The 15,973-nt window shown below is 67.3% G+C and carries 14 protein-coding genes and 1 pseudogene; 7 read left to right on the top strand and 8 right to left on the bottom strand.

Going from position 1 to position 15,973, the window contains the following annotated elements; genetic code table 11:
* Positions 1-210: 210 nt before the first annotated feature.
* The 4 genes from CYJ10_RS03530 (at position 211) to CYJ10_RS03540 (ending at position 3,690) form a co-directional block, all read left to right on the top strand.
* On the top strand, positions 211-906 hold the full coding sequence (locus CYJ10_RS03530) for a TerC family protein (RefSeq protein WP_101680148.1): 696 nt from the start codon (positions 211-213) through the stop codon (positions 904-906).
* Positions 907-1,197: 291 nt separating this feature from the next.
* The gene (locus tag CYJ10_RS34545) at positions 1,198-1,386 is read left to right on the top strand and encodes a prepilin-type N-terminal cleavage/methylation domain-containing protein (protein WP_257992522.1); all 189 of its coding nucleotides are present in this window, start codon (positions 1,198-1,200) and stop codon (positions 1,384-1,386) included.
* Positions 1,356-1,769: a pilin gene (locus CYJ10_RS03535; RefSeq protein WP_257992531.1), complete on the top strand. Its 414-nt coding sequence runs from the start codon at positions 1,356-1,358 to the stop codon at positions 1,767-1,769. The genes CYJ10_RS34545 and CYJ10_RS03535 overlap by 31 nt, the downstream gene beginning before the upstream one ends.
* 106 nt (positions 1,770-1,875) lie before the next feature.
* A complete protein-coding gene (locus CYJ10_RS03540; protein WP_101680149.1) occupies positions 1,876-3,690 on the top strand; it encodes a PglL family O-oligosaccharyltransferase in 1,815 nt (604 codons plus the stop codon).
* Between the two features lie 8 nt (positions 3,691-3,698).
* Here the strand turns inward: CYJ10_RS03540 and CYJ10_RS03545 are convergent, their stop codons facing one another.
* From CYJ10_RS03545 to moaC, 3 genes are all read right to left on the bottom strand, one after another.
* Positions 3,699-4,223 carry a glycine zipper family protein gene (locus tag CYJ10_RS03545; protein ID WP_101680150.1) on the bottom strand — a complete coding sequence of 175 codons (525 nt, stop codon included), beginning with the start codon at positions 4,221-4,223 and terminating at the stop codon, positions 3,699-3,701.
* A complete protein-coding gene (locus CYJ10_RS03550; RefSeq protein ID WP_101680151.1) occupies positions 4,220-4,681 on the bottom strand; it encodes a hypothetical protein in 462 nt (153 codons plus the stop codon). The genes CYJ10_RS03545 and CYJ10_RS03550 overlap by 4 nt, the downstream gene beginning before the upstream one ends.
* Positions 4,682-5,000: 319 nt before the next feature.
* Positions 5,001-5,477 carry a cyclic pyranopterin monophosphate synthase MoaC gene (gene moaC, locus CYJ10_RS03555; RefSeq protein ID WP_101680152.1) on the bottom strand — a complete coding sequence of 159 codons (477 nt, stop codon included), beginning with the start codon at positions 5,475-5,477 and terminating at the stop codon, positions 5,001-5,003.
* A 137-nt stretch (positions 5,478-5,614) separates the two neighbouring features.
* Between moaC and CYJ10_RS03560 the strand changes: the two genes are divergently transcribed.
* Positions 5,615-7,477, top strand: coding sequence for a beta-barrel assembly-enhancing protease (locus CYJ10_RS03560; protein ID WP_374703215.1), 1,863 nt, complete (start codon positions 5,615-5,617; stop codon positions 7,475-7,477).
* A gap of 21 nt (positions 7,478-7,498) precedes the next feature.
* Here the strand turns inward: CYJ10_RS03560 and CYJ10_RS03565 are convergent, their stop codons facing one another.
* The 5 genes from CYJ10_RS03565 to CYJ10_RS03585 form a co-directional block, all read right to left on the bottom strand.
* Positions 7,499-8,068, bottom strand: coding sequence for a DUF2946 family protein (locus CYJ10_RS03565; protein WP_101680154.1), 570 nt, complete (start codon positions 8,066-8,068; stop codon positions 7,499-7,501).
* A 10-nt stretch (positions 8,069-8,078) separates the two neighbouring features.
* A complete protein-coding gene (locus CYJ10_RS03570; RefSeq protein ID WP_101680155.1) occupies positions 8,079-9,095 on the bottom strand; it encodes a YheT family hydrolase in 1,017 nt (338 codons plus the stop codon).
* A 14-nt stretch (positions 9,096-9,109) separates the two neighbouring features.
* Positions 9,110-9,550: a YybH family protein gene (locus tag CYJ10_RS03575; RefSeq protein WP_101680156.1), complete on the bottom strand. Its 441-nt coding sequence runs from the start codon at positions 9,548-9,550 to the stop codon at positions 9,110-9,112.
* Positions 9,551-9,561: 11 nt separating this feature from the next.
* On the bottom strand, positions 9,562-10,584 hold the full coding sequence (waaF, locus tag CYJ10_RS03580; protein WP_101680157.1) for a lipopolysaccharide heptosyltransferase II: 1,023 nt from the start codon (positions 10,582-10,584) through the stop codon (positions 9,562-9,564).
* 130 nt (positions 10,585-10,714) lie between these two features.
* Positions 10,715-10,909, bottom strand: a complete 195-nt coding sequence (locus tag CYJ10_RS03585) for a zinc-finger domain-containing protein (RefSeq protein WP_029051276.1) — start codon at positions 10,907-10,909, stop codon at positions 10,715-10,717.
* A 241-nt stretch (positions 10,910-11,150) separates the two neighbouring features.
* Here CYJ10_RS03585 and CYJ10_RS03590 point away from each other — a divergent pair, with 241 nt between their 5' ends.
* Both CYJ10_RS03590 and CYJ10_RS03595 read left to right on the top strand, forming a co-directional pair.
* The gene (locus CYJ10_RS03590) at positions 11,151-14,078 is read left to right on the top strand and encodes a DEAD/DEAH box helicase (RefSeq protein ID WP_257992556.1); all 2,928 of its coding nucleotides are present in this window, start codon (positions 11,151-11,153) and stop codon (positions 14,076-14,078) included.
* Positions 14,079-14,512: 434 nt separating this feature from the next.
* Positions 14,513-15,945, top strand: a pseudogene (locus CYJ10_RS03595) (amidase).
* Positions 15,946-15,973 lie beyond the last annotated feature (28 nt).

A 15,973-nucleotide genomic window follows, 5' to 3' on the forward strand; every position in this document is an offset into this window, starting at 1 on the left:
GTCCTTGTGGCGGGGGCAATGTCGTTCTGGCGTGGCAATGTCCTAGGGTATATCCCGAGACATGAACCACCCTGGTTGAAACCGAATCGAAAGGTTCGTACGATAAATCTTCATGTCTGGTAGTTCAGACATCCGAAAGTCCGCAGTTGGCCGCATCTGGCAGCTTCCGCGGGCACGGAACATAACTTTGGAATTTCGAGGAGTCTAGCCGTGGAATTGTTGTCCAGCAGCACGTTCTGGATTGCGCTGGGGTCGATCATCCTGACCAATATCGTCCTGTCGGGCGATAACGCCGTGGTGATCGCGCTCGCATCGCGCAACCTGCCCCCCGCCCAGCAAAAGAAGGCCATTTTCTGGGGTAGCGCCGCCGCCATCATCATGCGCGTGGTGCTGACCGTGGCCGCCGTCAAGCTGCTGAGCCTGCCGTACCTGAAGATCGTGGGCGCCCTGCTGCTGGTCTACATCGGCGTACAGCTGCTGACCGGCGATGACGACGAAGACGGGCATGACGCCAAGGACAACATCTGGGCCGCGATCCGCACGATCCTGATCGCCGACCTGGTCATGTCGCTGGACAACGTGGTGGCCGTGGCCGCCGCCGCGCAGAAGGGCCCCGAGGGCAGCCAGCTGATGCTGCTGATCATCGGCCTGGGCCTGTCCATTCCGCTGATCGTCTTCGGCAGCACGCTGCTGCTCAAGGTGATGGAGCGTTTCCCGATCATCATCGTGCTGGGCGCAGCGCTGCTGGGCTACCTGGCCGGCGAAATGCTGGTCAGCGATCCGGTGGACGCCGAATGGTTCCAGGTCCACGTGCCGCACGCGCACCTGGTCTTCGGCGTGATTGGCGCCGTGCTGGTCGTGCTGATCGGCAAGCTGATGCGCCGCCGTAGCGCACAGACCGCCTGACGACTGCATCGGGCAACACAGAAATAGCATCGCGAGCCTGAAACGGGCGACCCACCACGGGTCGCCCGTTTTGTTTTTACAACACCCGAATCGCAGCGTCCGCGCCACGGACTCCTGCGGATTTCCAAACAATTCCCACATTTCTGTAGGAATTGTCCGAGGTCATTGGAGCCTCACCAGCGTTCTTCCGATCATGACCCCGGTCACGCGCCACAGGCCTTCGGGCCCGCGTCGCGTGGCTGAACTTCCAATTCAACACGTCGGCTTGACGACGAAAACGAAAGGGTCAATATGCAACGCAAACTGAACGCCATCCATCGCGGCGCGTGCCGCGCCACCAGCCATGCCACGCCCGGATCGCAACGGGGCTTTACGCTGATCGAATTGATGATCGCCGTTGGAATCGTTGGTCTTCTGCGGCGATCGCCATTCCGCAGTACCAGGCGTATGTGGCTCGCGCGCAGTTCGCAGAAGCATTGAGCCTGGTTTCGGAACTGAAGTTTCGGGTTTATACGGCATTTGCGCAGACCAATACCTACCTCGACAATTCCGAAGCGAGCGACATGGGCATTCCGGTTGCCACTGACATTTCCGGCCGTTATGTGGAACGTGTGACCGTTCACAGCCAGTTCGATATCGGACTGGCTGCCTCTGATCAGGGGATTCCCTTTTCCTCCTGCCATATCACGGCGAAGTTCAGGGCGCGCAATGTCTCCCGGCACCTCGCAGGAAAGACCATGGAACTGATGTTCTACGGACAAGACGCGAGGGCGGGCTTTGCTACGCGGCGATGTTGGTCAGATGAGATCGAACCGGAATACAGGCCGGAAATCTGCAACGGATACTGGGATGCCACTGGGTAATAGTCGGCGTGACCTGTCCGTATTCCTCTTCGCGCGCCCATAACTGAGCATCGGCGCAGGCCGCCACGCTATCATTGCGCCTTTGCCCCCTTGAGCCCCTGCGCGCATGCCGCTGCACCGAGCCACGCTTCCCGCGACGGCGATTGTCGTCGCCTTTACCCTCCCGTTTCTGGTGTCGCGGCACACGCTGCCGCTGGCGACGTTCTTTGGCGAATGGACCGCCGCGCTGCTCGGCGTGGCGCTAGTGGCCGTGCTGGCCCTGGTGCGCGTCGACGTGTCGGGCTCGCGCCCACGCAAGGCGTTTCCCTGGGTGGCGGCATTTCCGCTCTGGCTGATTGCGACCACGTTGCTGCAGTCCGCGTCGGGCATGGCCGATGTGTCGGGCAGCCGCCTGACCACGCAACTGGTGCTGGCGCTGGGTACGGCCGTCATGCCGGGCGCCTGGCGCATGGGGCAGGCGTCGTCGATGGACCGCCGGGCCAGCATCGTCGATGCGCTGGCCATTGCCTTTCTGGTGGCCGGGCTGCTCGGTACGCTGGCGCAGTGGGTACAGGTCTTCCATATGGAAGACCAGACGTTCGGGCTGGTCTCGGAGTATTTCTATGACACGAACCGCCGGCTCTGGGGCAACCTGAACCAGCCGAACCATCAGGCGACGCTCAACGGCCTGGCGCTGGCGGCTGCCATCTGGCTGGCGACGCGCAGCTGGCTGCAGTTTCCGTCCTGGCTGGTGGCAACGTTGCTGCTGGAAAGCGGCATCGTGCTGTCCGGGTCGCGGACGGGCCTGGTGCATGTCGGGCTGACCGCCGTCTACGCGTTGCTGGCGGCCGCCATGGCGCGCGGCACGCCGCGCGGGGCCAGCCCGATGCATCAGGCCCCTGGCCTGATTGCCGCCGCCGTGCTGCTGGTCGTGGGCATCGTGGTGCTGCAGCCGGCCATCAAGATGGCGGGGCAGGCGTTCGACTGGCGGTTGTTCGATACGGTGTCGCAGCTGCAGTCGGGCAACCAGATCTCCTATCGCGGTGCCCTGTGGTCCCAGGCGCTGGCGATGTTTCACGCGCATCCGTGGCTGGGCGTCGGCTACGGCGAATTCGGATGGGCGCAGTTCCAGGTGGCGTCGCAAGTGCGGGTGGTGGCGGAAATGTCGCTGCATGCGCACAACGCGATGCTCGATCTGCTGGCCAAGACGGGGGCGGTGGGCACCGCGGGTGTCGTCCTGGTGCTGACGGCGTGGTTCTGGCGCGTGATCCGTGATCGCATCTGGCGTGGTACGCCGGCCGAACGCGGCATGGCGGTGCCGGTGCTGATCTGGCTGGCCATGCTTGCGGCGCATTCGATGCTTGAGTATCCGCTGCACTATCTGTACTTCTTCCTGCCGTTCTGCTTCCTGCTGGCCTGGCTGGAGCCGTCGGGCTTTGGTCGCCCATGGCCGCGGGCCGGCGCGATGGTGGCGAGCCTGGCGTTCGTGGTGGTGTCGGCGGTGGCGCTCGTCACGCTGTGGCAAGACTACAAGCGCGTCGAGGCGCGCGAGTACGCAAGTGAAGCGCACCGCGATGCCTTGCCGATGCCCCGTCATTGGTTCCGCCAGCATGCGGCATCCGACGTTGCAGAGCACACGACCATCACGCCCGATAGTGCAGCCGGCTTGCTGCCGAGCCATATCGAGGCGCTGCATCTGCTGCCAACGCCCAACCTGATCCGTCGCAGTGCGTGGCTGCTTGCACTGACTGGCGAGCAGGCGCGCGCACGACTCTGGATGGAGCGCCTGCGCTATTACTACCAGGGGGATGAAGCGGCTCAGCTTGCCGTGCTATCGCGCGATTGCGATGCGCTGGGCGCCGATCGCCGGCCACGCGAATTCTGCGCGTGGGTTCACCTGCGCGTGCAGCGCGGACAGCACAGCACGCCGCAGGACAACTAAGACGGGTATCAGCGCACGTAGCCGGGCGGAGGCGGGGGCGGATAGTACGGCTGGTAGTTGGACGGTGGCATCGCGGCGCGCGCCGGCGGCTGCGAGGTCACCATCTGACCATAGACCGGCACGCGATTGCCGCTGGCGTACATGCACTGGACGTAGGCCGCGTCATAGGCGCGTTGTGAGCCATACCCGGCGTTGTACGAGTTGCCCGCCCCGACTGCCGACCCCGTCAGCAGGCCAACGCCGGCACCCACGGCGGCACCCTGGCCGCCGCCGAATGCAGCACCCGCCGCCGCGCCCAGCGCGGTGCCTACCACGGCGCTGCCCACGGCTGCCGCGTTGGCGTTTTGCTGTGGCGTGGTGCCACCCACCTGTCCAAAAGCGAACTGCCGGCAGTTGTAGTCGTCGCCACGGAACTGGTCGAACGTCTTGTTGGTGCCCGGCAGCGCCATCACGCTAGGACCCGACGGCATCACCGCGCAGGCACCCAGGCCCAGCGACGCGGCCATCAACAGACTCAGCGAGCGCAATCTCATGAGGTGACTCCAGGTGCGGCGGGGACAGGGGCGGACGAAGACGGCGCATGGGGCTGCTCGCGCTGCCAGCCACCGGGGCATTCCTTCACGTACGGAAAGTAGCCTTCGGGCCGGGCACAGTGATACCACCAGGCGTTGGGCGACGACCCATCGGTGACGGCCGGGTTGCCGTCGCCGCCCTGTTCGATGTATTGCGGCGGATCCGCAGGCGGCGCTGCCACGACGGCGGGCCCCGGATAGTACCCCGGGTAGTAGCCGGGAGCGTAGTAAGGGCCATACGGATACCACCCCGGGCCCCATCCCGGACCCCATCCCCAGCCCGGTCCCACGTAGACACCCACACCCACGCGGGCATGGCCGCCGTGGTAATACCCATGGGCCAGCGATGTCGTGCTGTACCCCGCCGCGCCCATCGCGGCCAATGCCAGAACGATCTGGCAGAGCTTGCGCCCATTCATGATGTGTACCTCGAGTTCCTGCCTGTGCTTAACGTCCGAGCCCTGCGGACGGACGACTGGCGGCAACCGCCATGTTTTGCATTGAATATCAATTTGCCGCCGGCAGGGGCATTTCGGGGCATGCGGAAATGTGGCGTTACCTTTATTACGGGTGGGACGAACAAGGCAGATGTGCCGGTGCGGGCGCGCGACAGGGCGCCACAGGAGCGTGACAAGGCGGCGACAGAACAACGGGCAGCGACGAACGCGACGGGCGAAGCAAGCGGCCCCGCGCGGCCGCGTGGTTACCGTGGCCCCGTGCCTTCACTTCGCCACCCAATTACTTCGCCACCCAATCCCCCGATTTCCCACCATGCTTCTCCAGCAGCTTCACATTGCCCATCACCATGCCCCGGTCCACCGCCTTGCACATGTCATAGATGGTCAGCAGCGCCACCTGCACACCGGTCAGTGCTTCCATCTCCACGCCGGTCTGGCCGTGTGTCTCGGTGCGCACGATGCAGGCGATGGTCGAGCTGGGCGCGTCGAGCGCGAAGTCGACGGCCACGCGGGTCAGGCCGATGGGATGGCACAGCGGAATCAGGTCGGCCGTGCGCTTGGTGGCCATGATGGCCGCTACGCGCGCAATGCCGAGCACGTCGCCTTTCTTGGCGGTGCCGTCGCGGACCAGCGCAAAGGTTTCGGGCAGCATCGTGATGGTGCCGGTGGCCACGGCCACGCGATGGGTGCTGGTCTTGTTGCCGACGTCGACCATATGGGCCTGGCCGGCGGTGTCGAAGTGGGTGAGCTGACTCATGGCGGCAAAGGGAGATAGGGGAAAACGTAGGGGGACGGCGCGGTCGCACGGAGCCTGAAACGTGGCGTAAAACAACGGTTGCCTGCGCTGGGGCTAGCCCGATGGGAACGGCATCCAGAGGCCGCTATCATAGCAACATGCCCAAGACATCATGGTCTCGCCGCCTGCCCGTCCGGTCGAGTGCCCGCGCCCAGGAGCCCGCTCTGCCTGCCGTCCGTGCGTCACATCTGACGCGCGCGGTCGCGGCCGTGCTGGTATTGGCCATGGCGGCACCCGCGTGGTCGCAGGGCACGTCTGCCACCGCGCCTGCCTCCACGTCTTCGCAGTCGGGCCGGACCAGTGCCGCGGCAGCGGCCAACGCGAAGCTGGCCACGGCCACTTCGACGGGATCGGCGTCGCAGACCTCGACGTCGGCCCCGGCACCGGTGCCCACCCTGAACGGCACCGTCAGCGACCAGGTCTATGACAACCTCAACCGCAGTGTCCGCGCCGGCCAGAAATCGGAATTCGGCCTGCGCAGCGGCAACACGGTGGTGGAAAGCGCCGGTATCCAGTTGCCGGATCTGGGCGATCCGTCGACGGCGTCGCTGTCGCCCGATATGGAAAAGCGGCTCGGCGACCGCATCATGCGCAGCATCCGCCGCGATCCGGACTACGTGTCGGACGCCTTGCTGAACGACTACCTGAACGCGCTCGGCTACCGACTGGTGCAAGCCGCGCGGCGCATGAACATCGCCGGGTCCAACGGTGCGGGCACTTTCGCCACCGGGTTCGAGCTGTTTGGCGTGCGAGACCGCTCGATCAACGCGTTCGCCATGCCGGGCGGCTTTATCGGCGTGCATACGGGCCTGCTGGTGCAGTCCGATACGGAGTCCGAGCTGGCATCGGTGCTGGGCCACGAAATCGGCCACGTCATGCAGCGGCATATTGCGCGCGGCATCACCAGCCAGGACCAGTCGATGTGGATTGCGCTGGCGTCGATGGTGCTGGCCGGCCTGGCCGCCACCAAGAGCGGCGACGCAGCGGCGGCGCTGGCCATGGGCGGGCAGGGCGCGGCCATCGCCAACCAGTTGTCGTTTTCGCGTGGCGCCGAACGCGAGGCGGACCGCGTGGGCTTCCAGATCATGACCGCCGCGGGCTTCGATCCGCAGGGCATGCCCGACTTCTTCCAGCGTCTGCAGCGCGTGATGGGGATCTCGGACAATTCCGTGCCCGCCTACGTGCGCACCCACCCGCTGACCTCCGAACGTATCGCCGACATGCAGGACCGCGTGCGCCATGTGGCCGCGCACAGGGTTGGCAATACCCCCGACTACGAATTCGCCCGCGTGCGTGCGGCGGTGTTGCAATCGCCCACGCCGAACGACCTGCGCAACCTGCTGGCCTCGTTCCAGGCCCAGTTGTCCAAGGCCCCGCCCATGCGGCTGCCAGCGGTGTACTACGGTATCGCGTTCGCCAACCAGCAGTTGGGCCGCTTTGTGGATGCCGACAAGGCCCTGGCCGAGGCGCGGCGCCTGTACGGCACGATTCCCGGTGCCACGTCCGGCACGCCGATGCTGGATGTGATGGCGGTGGAGCTGGCACGCAGCGAGGGCCGTCAGCAGGACGCGCTCACGCAGGCGGCCGCCACGCTGAGGGCCTTCCCGCTATCGCACGCGGCTGCGCTGACCTATGCCGACACGCTGCTGGCCACCAACCGGCTGGACGACGCGGTGACCTTCCTGCGCTCGCGCACGCGTGAGGAAACCGGCCGTTCGGAATGGTGGGAGCTGTTGGCGCGTGCCTATGCCGCGCAGGGCAAGCGGCTGCAGCAGCATCAGGCGTTGGCCGAGAAGTATGCGATGGACGGCTCGTTCCAGGCGGCCATCGAACAGCTGCAGATCGCGCGCAAGGCTGGCGATGGCGATTTCTATACGCTGTCGGAAGTCGACGCGCGGCTGCACCAGCTCCAGCTTCAATTCAAGGAAGACCGGCAGGACAACAAGGGCATGCCGAACTAGCGGCCCCGGGCCTCGGGCGCGTTATTCCGCCACCGGCGCCCGCACGAAGCCGAACCGCTTCGGCACTTCCGCTTCCACGATCGGTTCGATATCGAGATTGCGCCCGGCGTAGTGAAAGACGCCCAGCACCGCCCCGCAAGCCTCGCCGTGCCAGTCGCTGGCCGTGCTGAACGCGTCGAGATCATGGTCGTGCAGCAGCACCGCCTGCTCGCCCTCCACCCCTTCCACGGTACCGGACAGCACGACATTGCCGTGCTCATCCGCGAAACACGCCGTCGGCGTGAACGCCCGGCCGGTGGACGTGGCCAGCGCGCCGTTGTGCAGGCGCGCAATCCATGGGGCATACGCCAGCGACACGAACACCCGCTGCGGCCCGTTCTGGAAATACCAGCCGCCGCGCTCGTCGTGCGTGTAGTTGCGCTCGATAAAGCCGAGCAGCGCTTCATGACGGATCGGATCGCCAGACAGGCCGTGCTGCTGTGCGAATTCGTTGCGCATGCGCCATTGGCCGCGGCGGTCCAACGCCAGCCAACCGAAGCAGTTCGGCACGTTCGGCCAGCGCGCCATGGCTTGTTTGACCACGTCATCCATGGTGTCTCCTTTATTTGCCGATGCCGTCGAAGAAGCCCAGGATCCGCTCGGGCAGCCATTCGATATGGCCGGCCAGCGGCAGCAGCGGCAGTTGTCCCAGCAGGCCGCCACGCGGCGTCATGAAGCCGACATGGCCGCCGTACGCGGGCTGTTCCAGCAGCACGTCGGCGCTGACGTCGGCAGGGCCGGGCAGATGCCGGGCGGGCAGGAACGGGTCGTTCCGGGCGTTGAGCACCAGCGTGGGAATGCGGATCTCGCCCAGGATGGGTTTGCTGGCGGCGCGGGCCCAGTAGTCGTCGGTATCGCGATAGCCGTGCAGCGGCGCGGTGACCACGTTGTCGAACGCGTACAGGTCGCGGCTGCGCAGCATGGTCTCGCGATCGAACAGGCCCGGAAACTGGTCGAGCTTGGCCAGCGACTTGCGCTTGAGCGTCTGCAGGAACATGCGCGTGTAGAGCATGTTGAAGCCGATCGACAGCGCGGCGCCGCCGGCAGCCAGATCGAGTGGCGCCGAGATGGCCGCCGCGCCGCGCAGGAAGCTGGCCTCGCTGCCATCCTCGCCCAGGAAGCGCAGCAGCGCGTTACCGCCCAGCGAGATGCCCACGGCCAGCATCGGCCGGTCGGGCTCGGTGGCTTGCAGCTGGTCGCGCAGCCGATGCAGAACCCAGCGGATCTCGGCCGAATCGCCCGAGTGATAGAAACGCGGTGCCTGGTTCAGCTCGCCCGAGCAGCCACGGAAATGCGGAATCACGCCTTGCCAGCCGCGGTCGCGCAGCGCCGTCATCAGCGTCTGGGCATAGTGGCTGTTGGAGTCGCCCTCGAGGCCGTGGAACATCACCACCAGCGGCGATCCGGGCGTCGTGGGGTGGGTGGTCCAGTCGAGGTCGATGAAGTCGCCGTCCGGCGTGGTCCAGCGTTCGCGGCGGAACGCGATGCGGCGGTGCCGCGTGAAACGGGCCGGCAGGATGGTTTGGGCGTGACCGCCGCGCAGCCACCAGGGCGTCTGGAACGTGTCGCCGAACAGCATGGCCCGCGCAGCCGTCAATGCAGCGCCTGCCCCGGTGCGGCGGCCACGGCGGCCACCTGCACTGCGTTGGCCGGGCTGCAGTGGATGTGGGCCAGGCGCCAGCCTTCGTGGTTCTGCATCAGCACATAGGTGGTGTGGACGAACAGGTCGGCTTCCACACGGCCTTCGCCAAAGCGCAGCGCCTCGGTGACGTCGAAGATCGATACGCCCAGCGATGCATGGCTGCTGGTTTCGATGGCGTCGATCAGCACCGGTTGCTCTTCCAGCAACTGCGCAAAGGCCTGGCGCAGGTTGTCATGGCCGATCAGGCGCTGGCCGTCGGGCATCACGCAGGTGACCGAATCCTCGTCCAGCCAGAGTCGCAGCGCGCCATCGGCATCGCGCAACTTCATGGCTTCACGGAAGGCCTCGACGATGTCTTCGGCGGAATCGAACAGGCGGGCGAAACGGGGCATGTTGGGTTGGGTCAGGGACGGTGCAGGAGCTTGCGCAACTCGACGAACACCATTTCGGGCTCGATTTCCTTCAGACAGCGCAGGTGGCCCAACGGGCACTCGCGCTTGAAGCAGGGGCTGCACTCGAGTTGAAGCCACATGATACTCGCTGCCTGTGACAGTGGGGGCGTGTGGCGCGGGTCGCTGGAACCATAAACGGCCACCTGGGGCCGGTTCAGCGCGGCGGTCACGTGCATCAGGCCGGAGTCGTTGCAGACCGCGGCCTCGGACAGCGCCAGCAGGTCCACGGCATCGTCCAGCGATGTCTGGCCGCACAGGTTGCGCACGAACGGCGCGCCCTGCACGATCTCTTCCGCGATCTCGGCATCCTTGCCCGACCCCAGCGTGATGATCTGTGCATACGGGTACGACCGGCGCAGCATCTGCGCCAGCGCCGCGAAGTGGGCGGCGGGCCAGCGCTTGGCCGGGCCGTATTCGGCACCTGGGCAGAACGCGATCACGCGCGTGCCCGGGGCGATGCCGAAGCGCTCGGCCGTGGTGGCCATGCGCGCCGGGTCCACCTTCAGACGCGGGTCGGGAATCGATTCGGGCGCTCGGGCGCCGGGCTTGAGGGCCAGACGGGCATAGTGCTCCACCATCGGCGGACGCTTGTCGCGCGGCGGATTGGCGTGGCGCACGTTGAGCATGCCAAAGCGTGCTTCGCCGCGATAGCCGATGCGCAGCGGGATGCCGGCCAAGAACGGAATCAGGGACGACTTCAGCGAATTCGGCAGCACATAGGCCACGTCGTAGCCTTCGTGCTTGAGCTGCTGGGCGAACATCAGCCGCGCGCTGAGCTGCAGCTTGCCGTGCGCCAGATCGCTCGGGAAGACCTTGCTGATCTCGGGCATGCGCGCCAGCACCGGGGCCACCCATTTGGGTGCCAGGGCGTCGATGACCAGGCGTGGATGGCGCGCCTTGAGCAGCGCGAACAGCGGCTGCGCCATCAGGGCGTCGCCGATCCAGTTGGGGGCGATGACTAGGGCTTTTCTCATGTCAGTGGGTATTGCTTGGCCCTTTGTTGCGTGGCCCTGTTTTGCTTGCCCGGGCATGTCAACGCCCCGGGGCGCTGGGCGGCCCGGGGCGTCAGGTCGAAACGGCAGGAAAAGGCGTGGGCCGGGCGGGTCAGTGGTGACCCTTCAGCACGGTGCCCGGCTTGAGCTTGTACACGGTGCCGCAGTACGGGCACTTCACTTCGCCGGTATCCACCACGTCCAGGAACACGCGGGGGTGGTAGTTCCAGGCCGGCGTGTTGCCGGTGGGGCAATGCAGCGGAATGTCTTCTGCGCCGATTTCGACGACGGTTGCGGTTTGCGTCATGATCTTGCGGTTGTCTTGCAGGGATGGATTCGGATTCTGCGGATAGCGCCGGATCAGACCAGCGTCAGCCACTTCCTGTACTTCTCGTCGGTATCGCCCACGGCCGCGAAGAACGCGTGGCACCAACAAAAGCCGTAAAGGCGCCATTGTAAGCCGGGGGGCCTTGCGTGCCAACGCGGCGGGGCACACACACCGTTCTACAATCGCACCTTCGTTCCGACCTGCGCGCCACCTGTTCCCAGTGTCCCAGCCTGCTCCCACCCCCCAAGATCCCGACGAACCCGCCGGCGCCGACGGCTGGCAGGATGCGCTGGGCGCGCTGGAGGCTCTGGCAACCGGCGAGCCGGCTCCCGATACCGGCGCGGGCCGCCGCCTGCTGTGGGCGCTGACGTTCGACGCGGACGGTGAGATCGGCACCATCGAGCCGATGGAGCAAAGTTGGGGCGCGCGTGGCTGGACCCGCCCGCGTCCCGTGACGCTGGCCCGCGTGGCCGACGACGATACCCTCCCGCCGTGGGATGCCCGGGTGGCGCGCGCCATCCGGCGCGACAGCTCGCGCAATCGGCGCCTGGTGCTCGACCGCGCCGCCGCCATTCTGGCGCTGGTCGGCCACCCGTCCGTGGTGCTGGCCCATGCGCCCACCGTGCCGATGGAGGTGCTTGAAGCGGCACCCGCGCTGGAAGCCGTACGCGACGGCGACCGCTTTCAGCTGCGCATCGTGCCGCCGATGCGCGCGCCGAAGTCGATGGAAGGCTTTCTGCCGGCCGCCGCGAAGCAGGAAGCCGAAGCCTTGCGTCAGGTCACGGTGCTGCAGGACGGCGCGCGCCGCCTGCGCGTGATCCGCTTTACCCCCGCCCAGCAAGAGGCCGCCAAGCTGATCGCCGGCGGCCTGACCGTGCCGGCCACGGCGCAGGCGCGGCTGGACAGCACGTTGCGGGCACTGGCGGGCCACTTCCAGATCCACGCGGACAGTTCGGGCGAAGCGCGCGAGCGCGACCCCGAATCGCGGCTGCGGGCCGAAGTGGCGCCCGTGGGGCGCGGCATCAGCCTGCGCCTGGTGGTGACGCCGCTCGGGGCTCTTGGCCCGCGGATGGCCCCGGCCCATGGCCGCGCGCAGCTGATGGCGACGATCGGCGGCGACACGCTGGTCACATACCGCGATCTCGCCGCCGAGCAGGTCCACGTGGCCGAGGTGTTCGATGCGCTGCCGTTCCTGGTGCAGCAGGCGCCCGCCAGCGGCGAGCACAGCTGGACGCTGGATGACCCCGAAGACGCGCTGACCGTGATCGAGACCTTGCCGGGCCTGGCAGGCGTGATCGACCTCGAATGGCCGCGTGGCCGCGAACTGCGTGTGTTGTCGGCCGATCTGCCGCAGCTGGCGGTCAGCGTGGAAACCGGCAGCGAATGGTTCAAGCTCGTGGGCGAGCTGCATGTGGCGGAAGGCCTGGTGCTGTCGCTGGAAAAGCTGGTGGCGTGGGCGCACGGGCACGCGGGTCGCTTTATTGCGATGGAGCACGGCGTGTACGTGGCGCTGACCCGCCAGCTGCGCGAGCGCCTGCGAGACCTGGCCGCCGTGGGCGACGGCGTGCGCGATGGCATTCGCGTGCCGCTGGTGGCCACGCCCTGGCTCGACGACGCACTGGCGGGCGTCGGCATCAATCCCGACGCGCACTTCCGCACGCGCGTGAAGCGGCTGCACGGTGCGCGCGAGGCCGACGCCCCGGTGCCGGCCTCGCTGGCCGCCGATCTGCGCGCGTACCAGGTGGAGGGCTATCGCTGGATGATGTCGCTGGCCGAGGCCGGATTCGGCGCCTGCCTGGCGGACGACATGGGCCTGGGCAAGACGTTGCAGTCGCTGGCTCTGCTGCTGGCGCGCGCGGCGGGCGGGCCGGCCCTGGTGGTGGCGCCCACGTCGGTATGCGGCAACTGGGCGGCCGAGGCGCGGCGCTTTGCCCCGGCGCTGCAGGTGCATGTCTACGCGGAAGGCGACCGTGCAGCCATCGTCGAACAGGCTGGCGCGCACGATCTGGTGATCGTCTCGTACAACCTGCTGCAACAGGCGCGCCGTGCGTTCTGCGACCGGGCGTGGCACACCGTGGTGGCCGACGAGGCACAGTCGTTCAAGAATCCGTCGTCGCGGCGCGCGCAGGCGATGTTCGCGCTGCAGGCCGACTGCCGTATCGCGCTGTCCGGTACGCCGGTGGAAAACCGCCTGGCGGAACTCTGGGCCGTGATGCGCTTCTGCAATCCGGGCCTGCTGGGATCGCTGGCGCGTTTCAACGAACATTTTGCGAATCCGATCGAGCGTAACGGCGCCCGCGACCCGCGCGCCCGCTTGCGCCGGATGATCGCGCCCTTCGTGCTGCGCCGGACCAAGGCGCAGGTTCTGGACGAACTGCCATCCCGCACGGAACTGGTGATCCGCGTGGCGCCCGAGCCGGCCGAGGCCGCGCACTACGAGGCGCTGCGTCGCCAGGCGCTGTCCGAGGCCGAACGCGCGCTGCTGCGCCCCAGAAAGGACCGCAAGGCGCGCGCCACGCTGCCCGAACCGCAGGCGCGTATCCACGTGCTGGCGCAACTGATGCGCATGCGCCGCGCGGCGTGCGATCCGCGCCTGGTAACGCCCGAGACCGGCCATCCCGGCGCCAAGGTGCGTGCCTTCGCGGAACTGGCGGCCACGCTGGCGGCCAACGGCCACAAGACGCTGGTGTTCAGCCAGTTCGTCGATTTCCTGCAGTTGCTGCGCCAGCCGCTGGACGAGGCCGGCCTGGTCTGCCAGTACCTGGACGGCGCCACGCCCGCCGCCGAGCGCACCAAACGCGTGGCGGCTTTCCAGGCCGGCGAGGGCGATGTCTTCCTGATCAGCCTGAAGGCCGGTGGCTTCGGCCTGAACCTGACGGCGGCCGACTACGTCGTGATTGCGGACCCGTGGTGGAACCCCGCCGCCGAAGACCAGGCCATGGGCCGCGCGCACCGCATCGGCCAGCAACGGCCCGTCACCGTCTACCGGCTGATTACGGCCGGCACGATCGAGGAGCGCATCGTCGATCTGCACCAGGGCAAGCGCGCACTGGCCGAAGGCGTGCTCGACGCATCCGCCGACGAGGCCACGGGCCGCGCCGCGCCGCTGCCCGATATCGACGAACTGGTGGGTTTGCTACGGCGCTGAGCTTGCCTCCCTAAGGTTGTCACCCCGCTCCCGCGCTGCGGGAGCGGGGTGAGGGCAGACCGTTCCAGATCCGATGGCGCTTGCACCAAACGGTATACAAATTCATCCCGGATTTGGTGCGAATGCACATCCGTAGGCCTTTTCCGCGAGGCGTGCTTTGGCACCGTGGCAAGGGTGTGATGCGCCTGCCCTCTCCCCCAACCTCTCACACAGGCGGGAGAGGGGGGATTCCTCGCGGTTCCACATCCTTGCCGCGGTGCATCTAGTCTTAGCACAAATACTGCCTTGAGATTCTTCGGATACAGAATATAGTATACCGATCCGTCGATTCTCGACGCCAGCTTCCAACACGCCCCCACAGGCCCGGCCCATTGCATCCATTGGATTGCCGCGCCCATGACAACAACGGAGCCACTGTGACCCTGCCTGACCCCATGCCGGACGATGCGTCCCGGCCAGATGTCCGCTGGATGCCCGCCCACGTTGCCGCCGCGCAATTGGCGCGTGGCGAAACCACGGCGCTGGCGCTGGTCGAATCGTGCCAGGCCGCCTGGGACGCCCATCACGGTCAGGTCAATGCGATCGTGCTGGCCGATTTCGAGGCGGCCCGCTCGATGGCGTGCCGTTTTCGATCAAGGAATCGTTCGATGTAGCCGGCTGGCCCACCACGTGCGGCGTGCCGGCGCGCGCCACCCATCGCGCTGGTGCCGACGCAGTGGTGGTCGAGCGCCTGCGCGCGCACGGCGCCGTGCTGCTGGGCAAGACCAACGTGCCGCTGGGCCTGCGCGACTGGCAGAGCTACAACGCGGTCTACGGCACCACGCGCAATCCGCACGATCTGTCGCGCACCCCGGGCGGTTCGTCGGGCGGCAGCGCGGCGGCGGTCTGCACCGGCATGAGCTATTTCGATATCGGCTCGGATATCGGCTCGTCGCTGCGCAACCCGGCGCACTACTGCGGCGTGTTCTCGCACAAGAGCAGCCACGGCATCGTGCCGCTGCGCGGCCATGGCAACGGGCGGGCGGGGTTTGCGGAGCAGGACATCAACGTGGCCGGACCCGTGGCCCGCAGCGCGCGCGACCTGGAACTGGTGCTGCGCGCCATCGCCGGGCCCGACGCCGCCGAGGCGCCGGCGTGGCAGCTGGACCTGCCGCCGTGCGACCACACCCGCCTGGCCGATTTCCGCGTGGCCGTGCTGCCCACCCACCCGCTGGCCGAAGTCGACGACACGGTCAGCGGCGCCATCGCGCAGCTTGGGCACCAGCTGGAGGCGGCCGGCGCGCAGGTCGCCTGGAACGTCCGCCCTGACTTCGATGCCGCGCAACTGTGGCGCATCTACGTGCTGCTGCTGCGCGCCACGACGTCGCTGCACATGGATGACGCCGCGTTCGCCGATGCGCTGGCGCGTGCCGGCGACCCCGATGGCGACGATGCCAATTACGACACGCTGCAGTTCACCGGCGCCGTGCTGAGCCACCGGCACTGGCTGGGGATGCAGCCGGCCCGCGAGGCGTTCGCGCGTGCCTGGAACCACTTCTTTGGAGACTTCGACGTGTTGCTGTGCCCGGCCGCGTCCACCACGGCCTTTCCGCTCGACGAACAGGGCGAGCCGTGGCAACGCACGATCACGGTCAATGGCCAGCCGTGGCCGCTGACATCGCAGCTGTTCTGGGCCGGCCATTCGGGGCTGTGCGGCCTGCCGTCGACCGTGGCGCCGATCGGCCCGGCGCGCGACGGCTTGCCGGTGGGTGTGCAGATCGTGGCCCGCCGCTACGGCGATCTCACGTCGCTGCGGTTCGCGCAGTTGCTGGAAGACGCCGGCCACGGCTTCCGGCCACCGCGCCTCGCTGCATCGTCGAATCGTTAAATCACCGCATCACCCATTCGCCACATCA

Origin of the sequence: Cupriavidus pauculus (genome assembly GCF_002858765.1) — a bacterium.
In the GTDB taxonomy this organism is placed as follows: Bacteria; Pseudomonadota; Gammaproteobacteria; order Burkholderiales; family Burkholderiaceae; genus Cupriavidus; species Cupriavidus pauculus_B.

Excerpts from the sequence above, each read along its gene's own strand:
- CYJ10_RS03540 (WP_101680149.1), top strand. The coding sequence starts at position 1,876 with ATGCCGCTGCACCGAGCCACGCTTCCCGCGACGGCGATTGTCGTCGCC.
- CYJ10_RS34545 (WP_257992522.1), top strand. The coding sequence starts at position 1,198 with ATGCAACGCAAACTGAACGCCATCCATCGCGGCGCGTGCCGCGCCACC.
- CYJ10_RS03560 (WP_374703215.1), top strand. The coding sequence starts at position 5,615 with ATGCCCAAGACATCATGGTCTCGCCGCCTGCCCGTCCGGTCGAGTGCC.
- CYJ10_RS03575 (WP_101680156.1), bottom strand. The coding sequence starts at position 9,550 with ATGCCCCGTTTCGCCCGCCTGTTCGATTCCGCCGAAGACATCGTCGAG.
- CYJ10_RS03550 (WP_101680151.1), bottom strand. The coding sequence starts at position 4,681 with ATGAATGGGCGCAAGCTCTGCCAGATCGTTCTGGCATTGGCCGCGATG.
- CYJ10_RS03585 (WP_029051276.1), bottom strand. The coding sequence starts at position 10,909 with ATGACGCAAACCGCAACCGTCGTCGAAATCGGCGCAGAAGACATTCCG.
- CYJ10_RS03565 (WP_101680154.1), bottom strand. The coding sequence starts at position 8,068 with ATGGATGACGTGGTCAAACAAGCCATGGCGCGCTGGCCGAACGTGCCG.
- moaC (WP_101680152.1), bottom strand. The coding sequence starts at position 5,477 with ATGAGTCAGCTCACCCACTTCGACACCGCCGGCCAGGCCCATATGGTC.
- CYJ10_RS03570 (WP_101680155.1), bottom strand. The coding sequence starts at position 9,095 with ATGCTGTTCGGCGACACGTTCCAGACGCCCTGGTGGCTGCGCGGCGGT.
- waaF (WP_101680157.1), bottom strand. The coding sequence starts at position 10,584 with ATGAGAAAAGCCCTAGTCATCGCCCCCAACTGGATCGGCGACGCCCTG.
- CYJ10_RS03545 (WP_101680150.1), bottom strand. The coding sequence starts at position 4,223 with ATGAGATTGCGCTCGCTGAGTCTGTTGATGGCCGCGTCGCTGGGCCTG.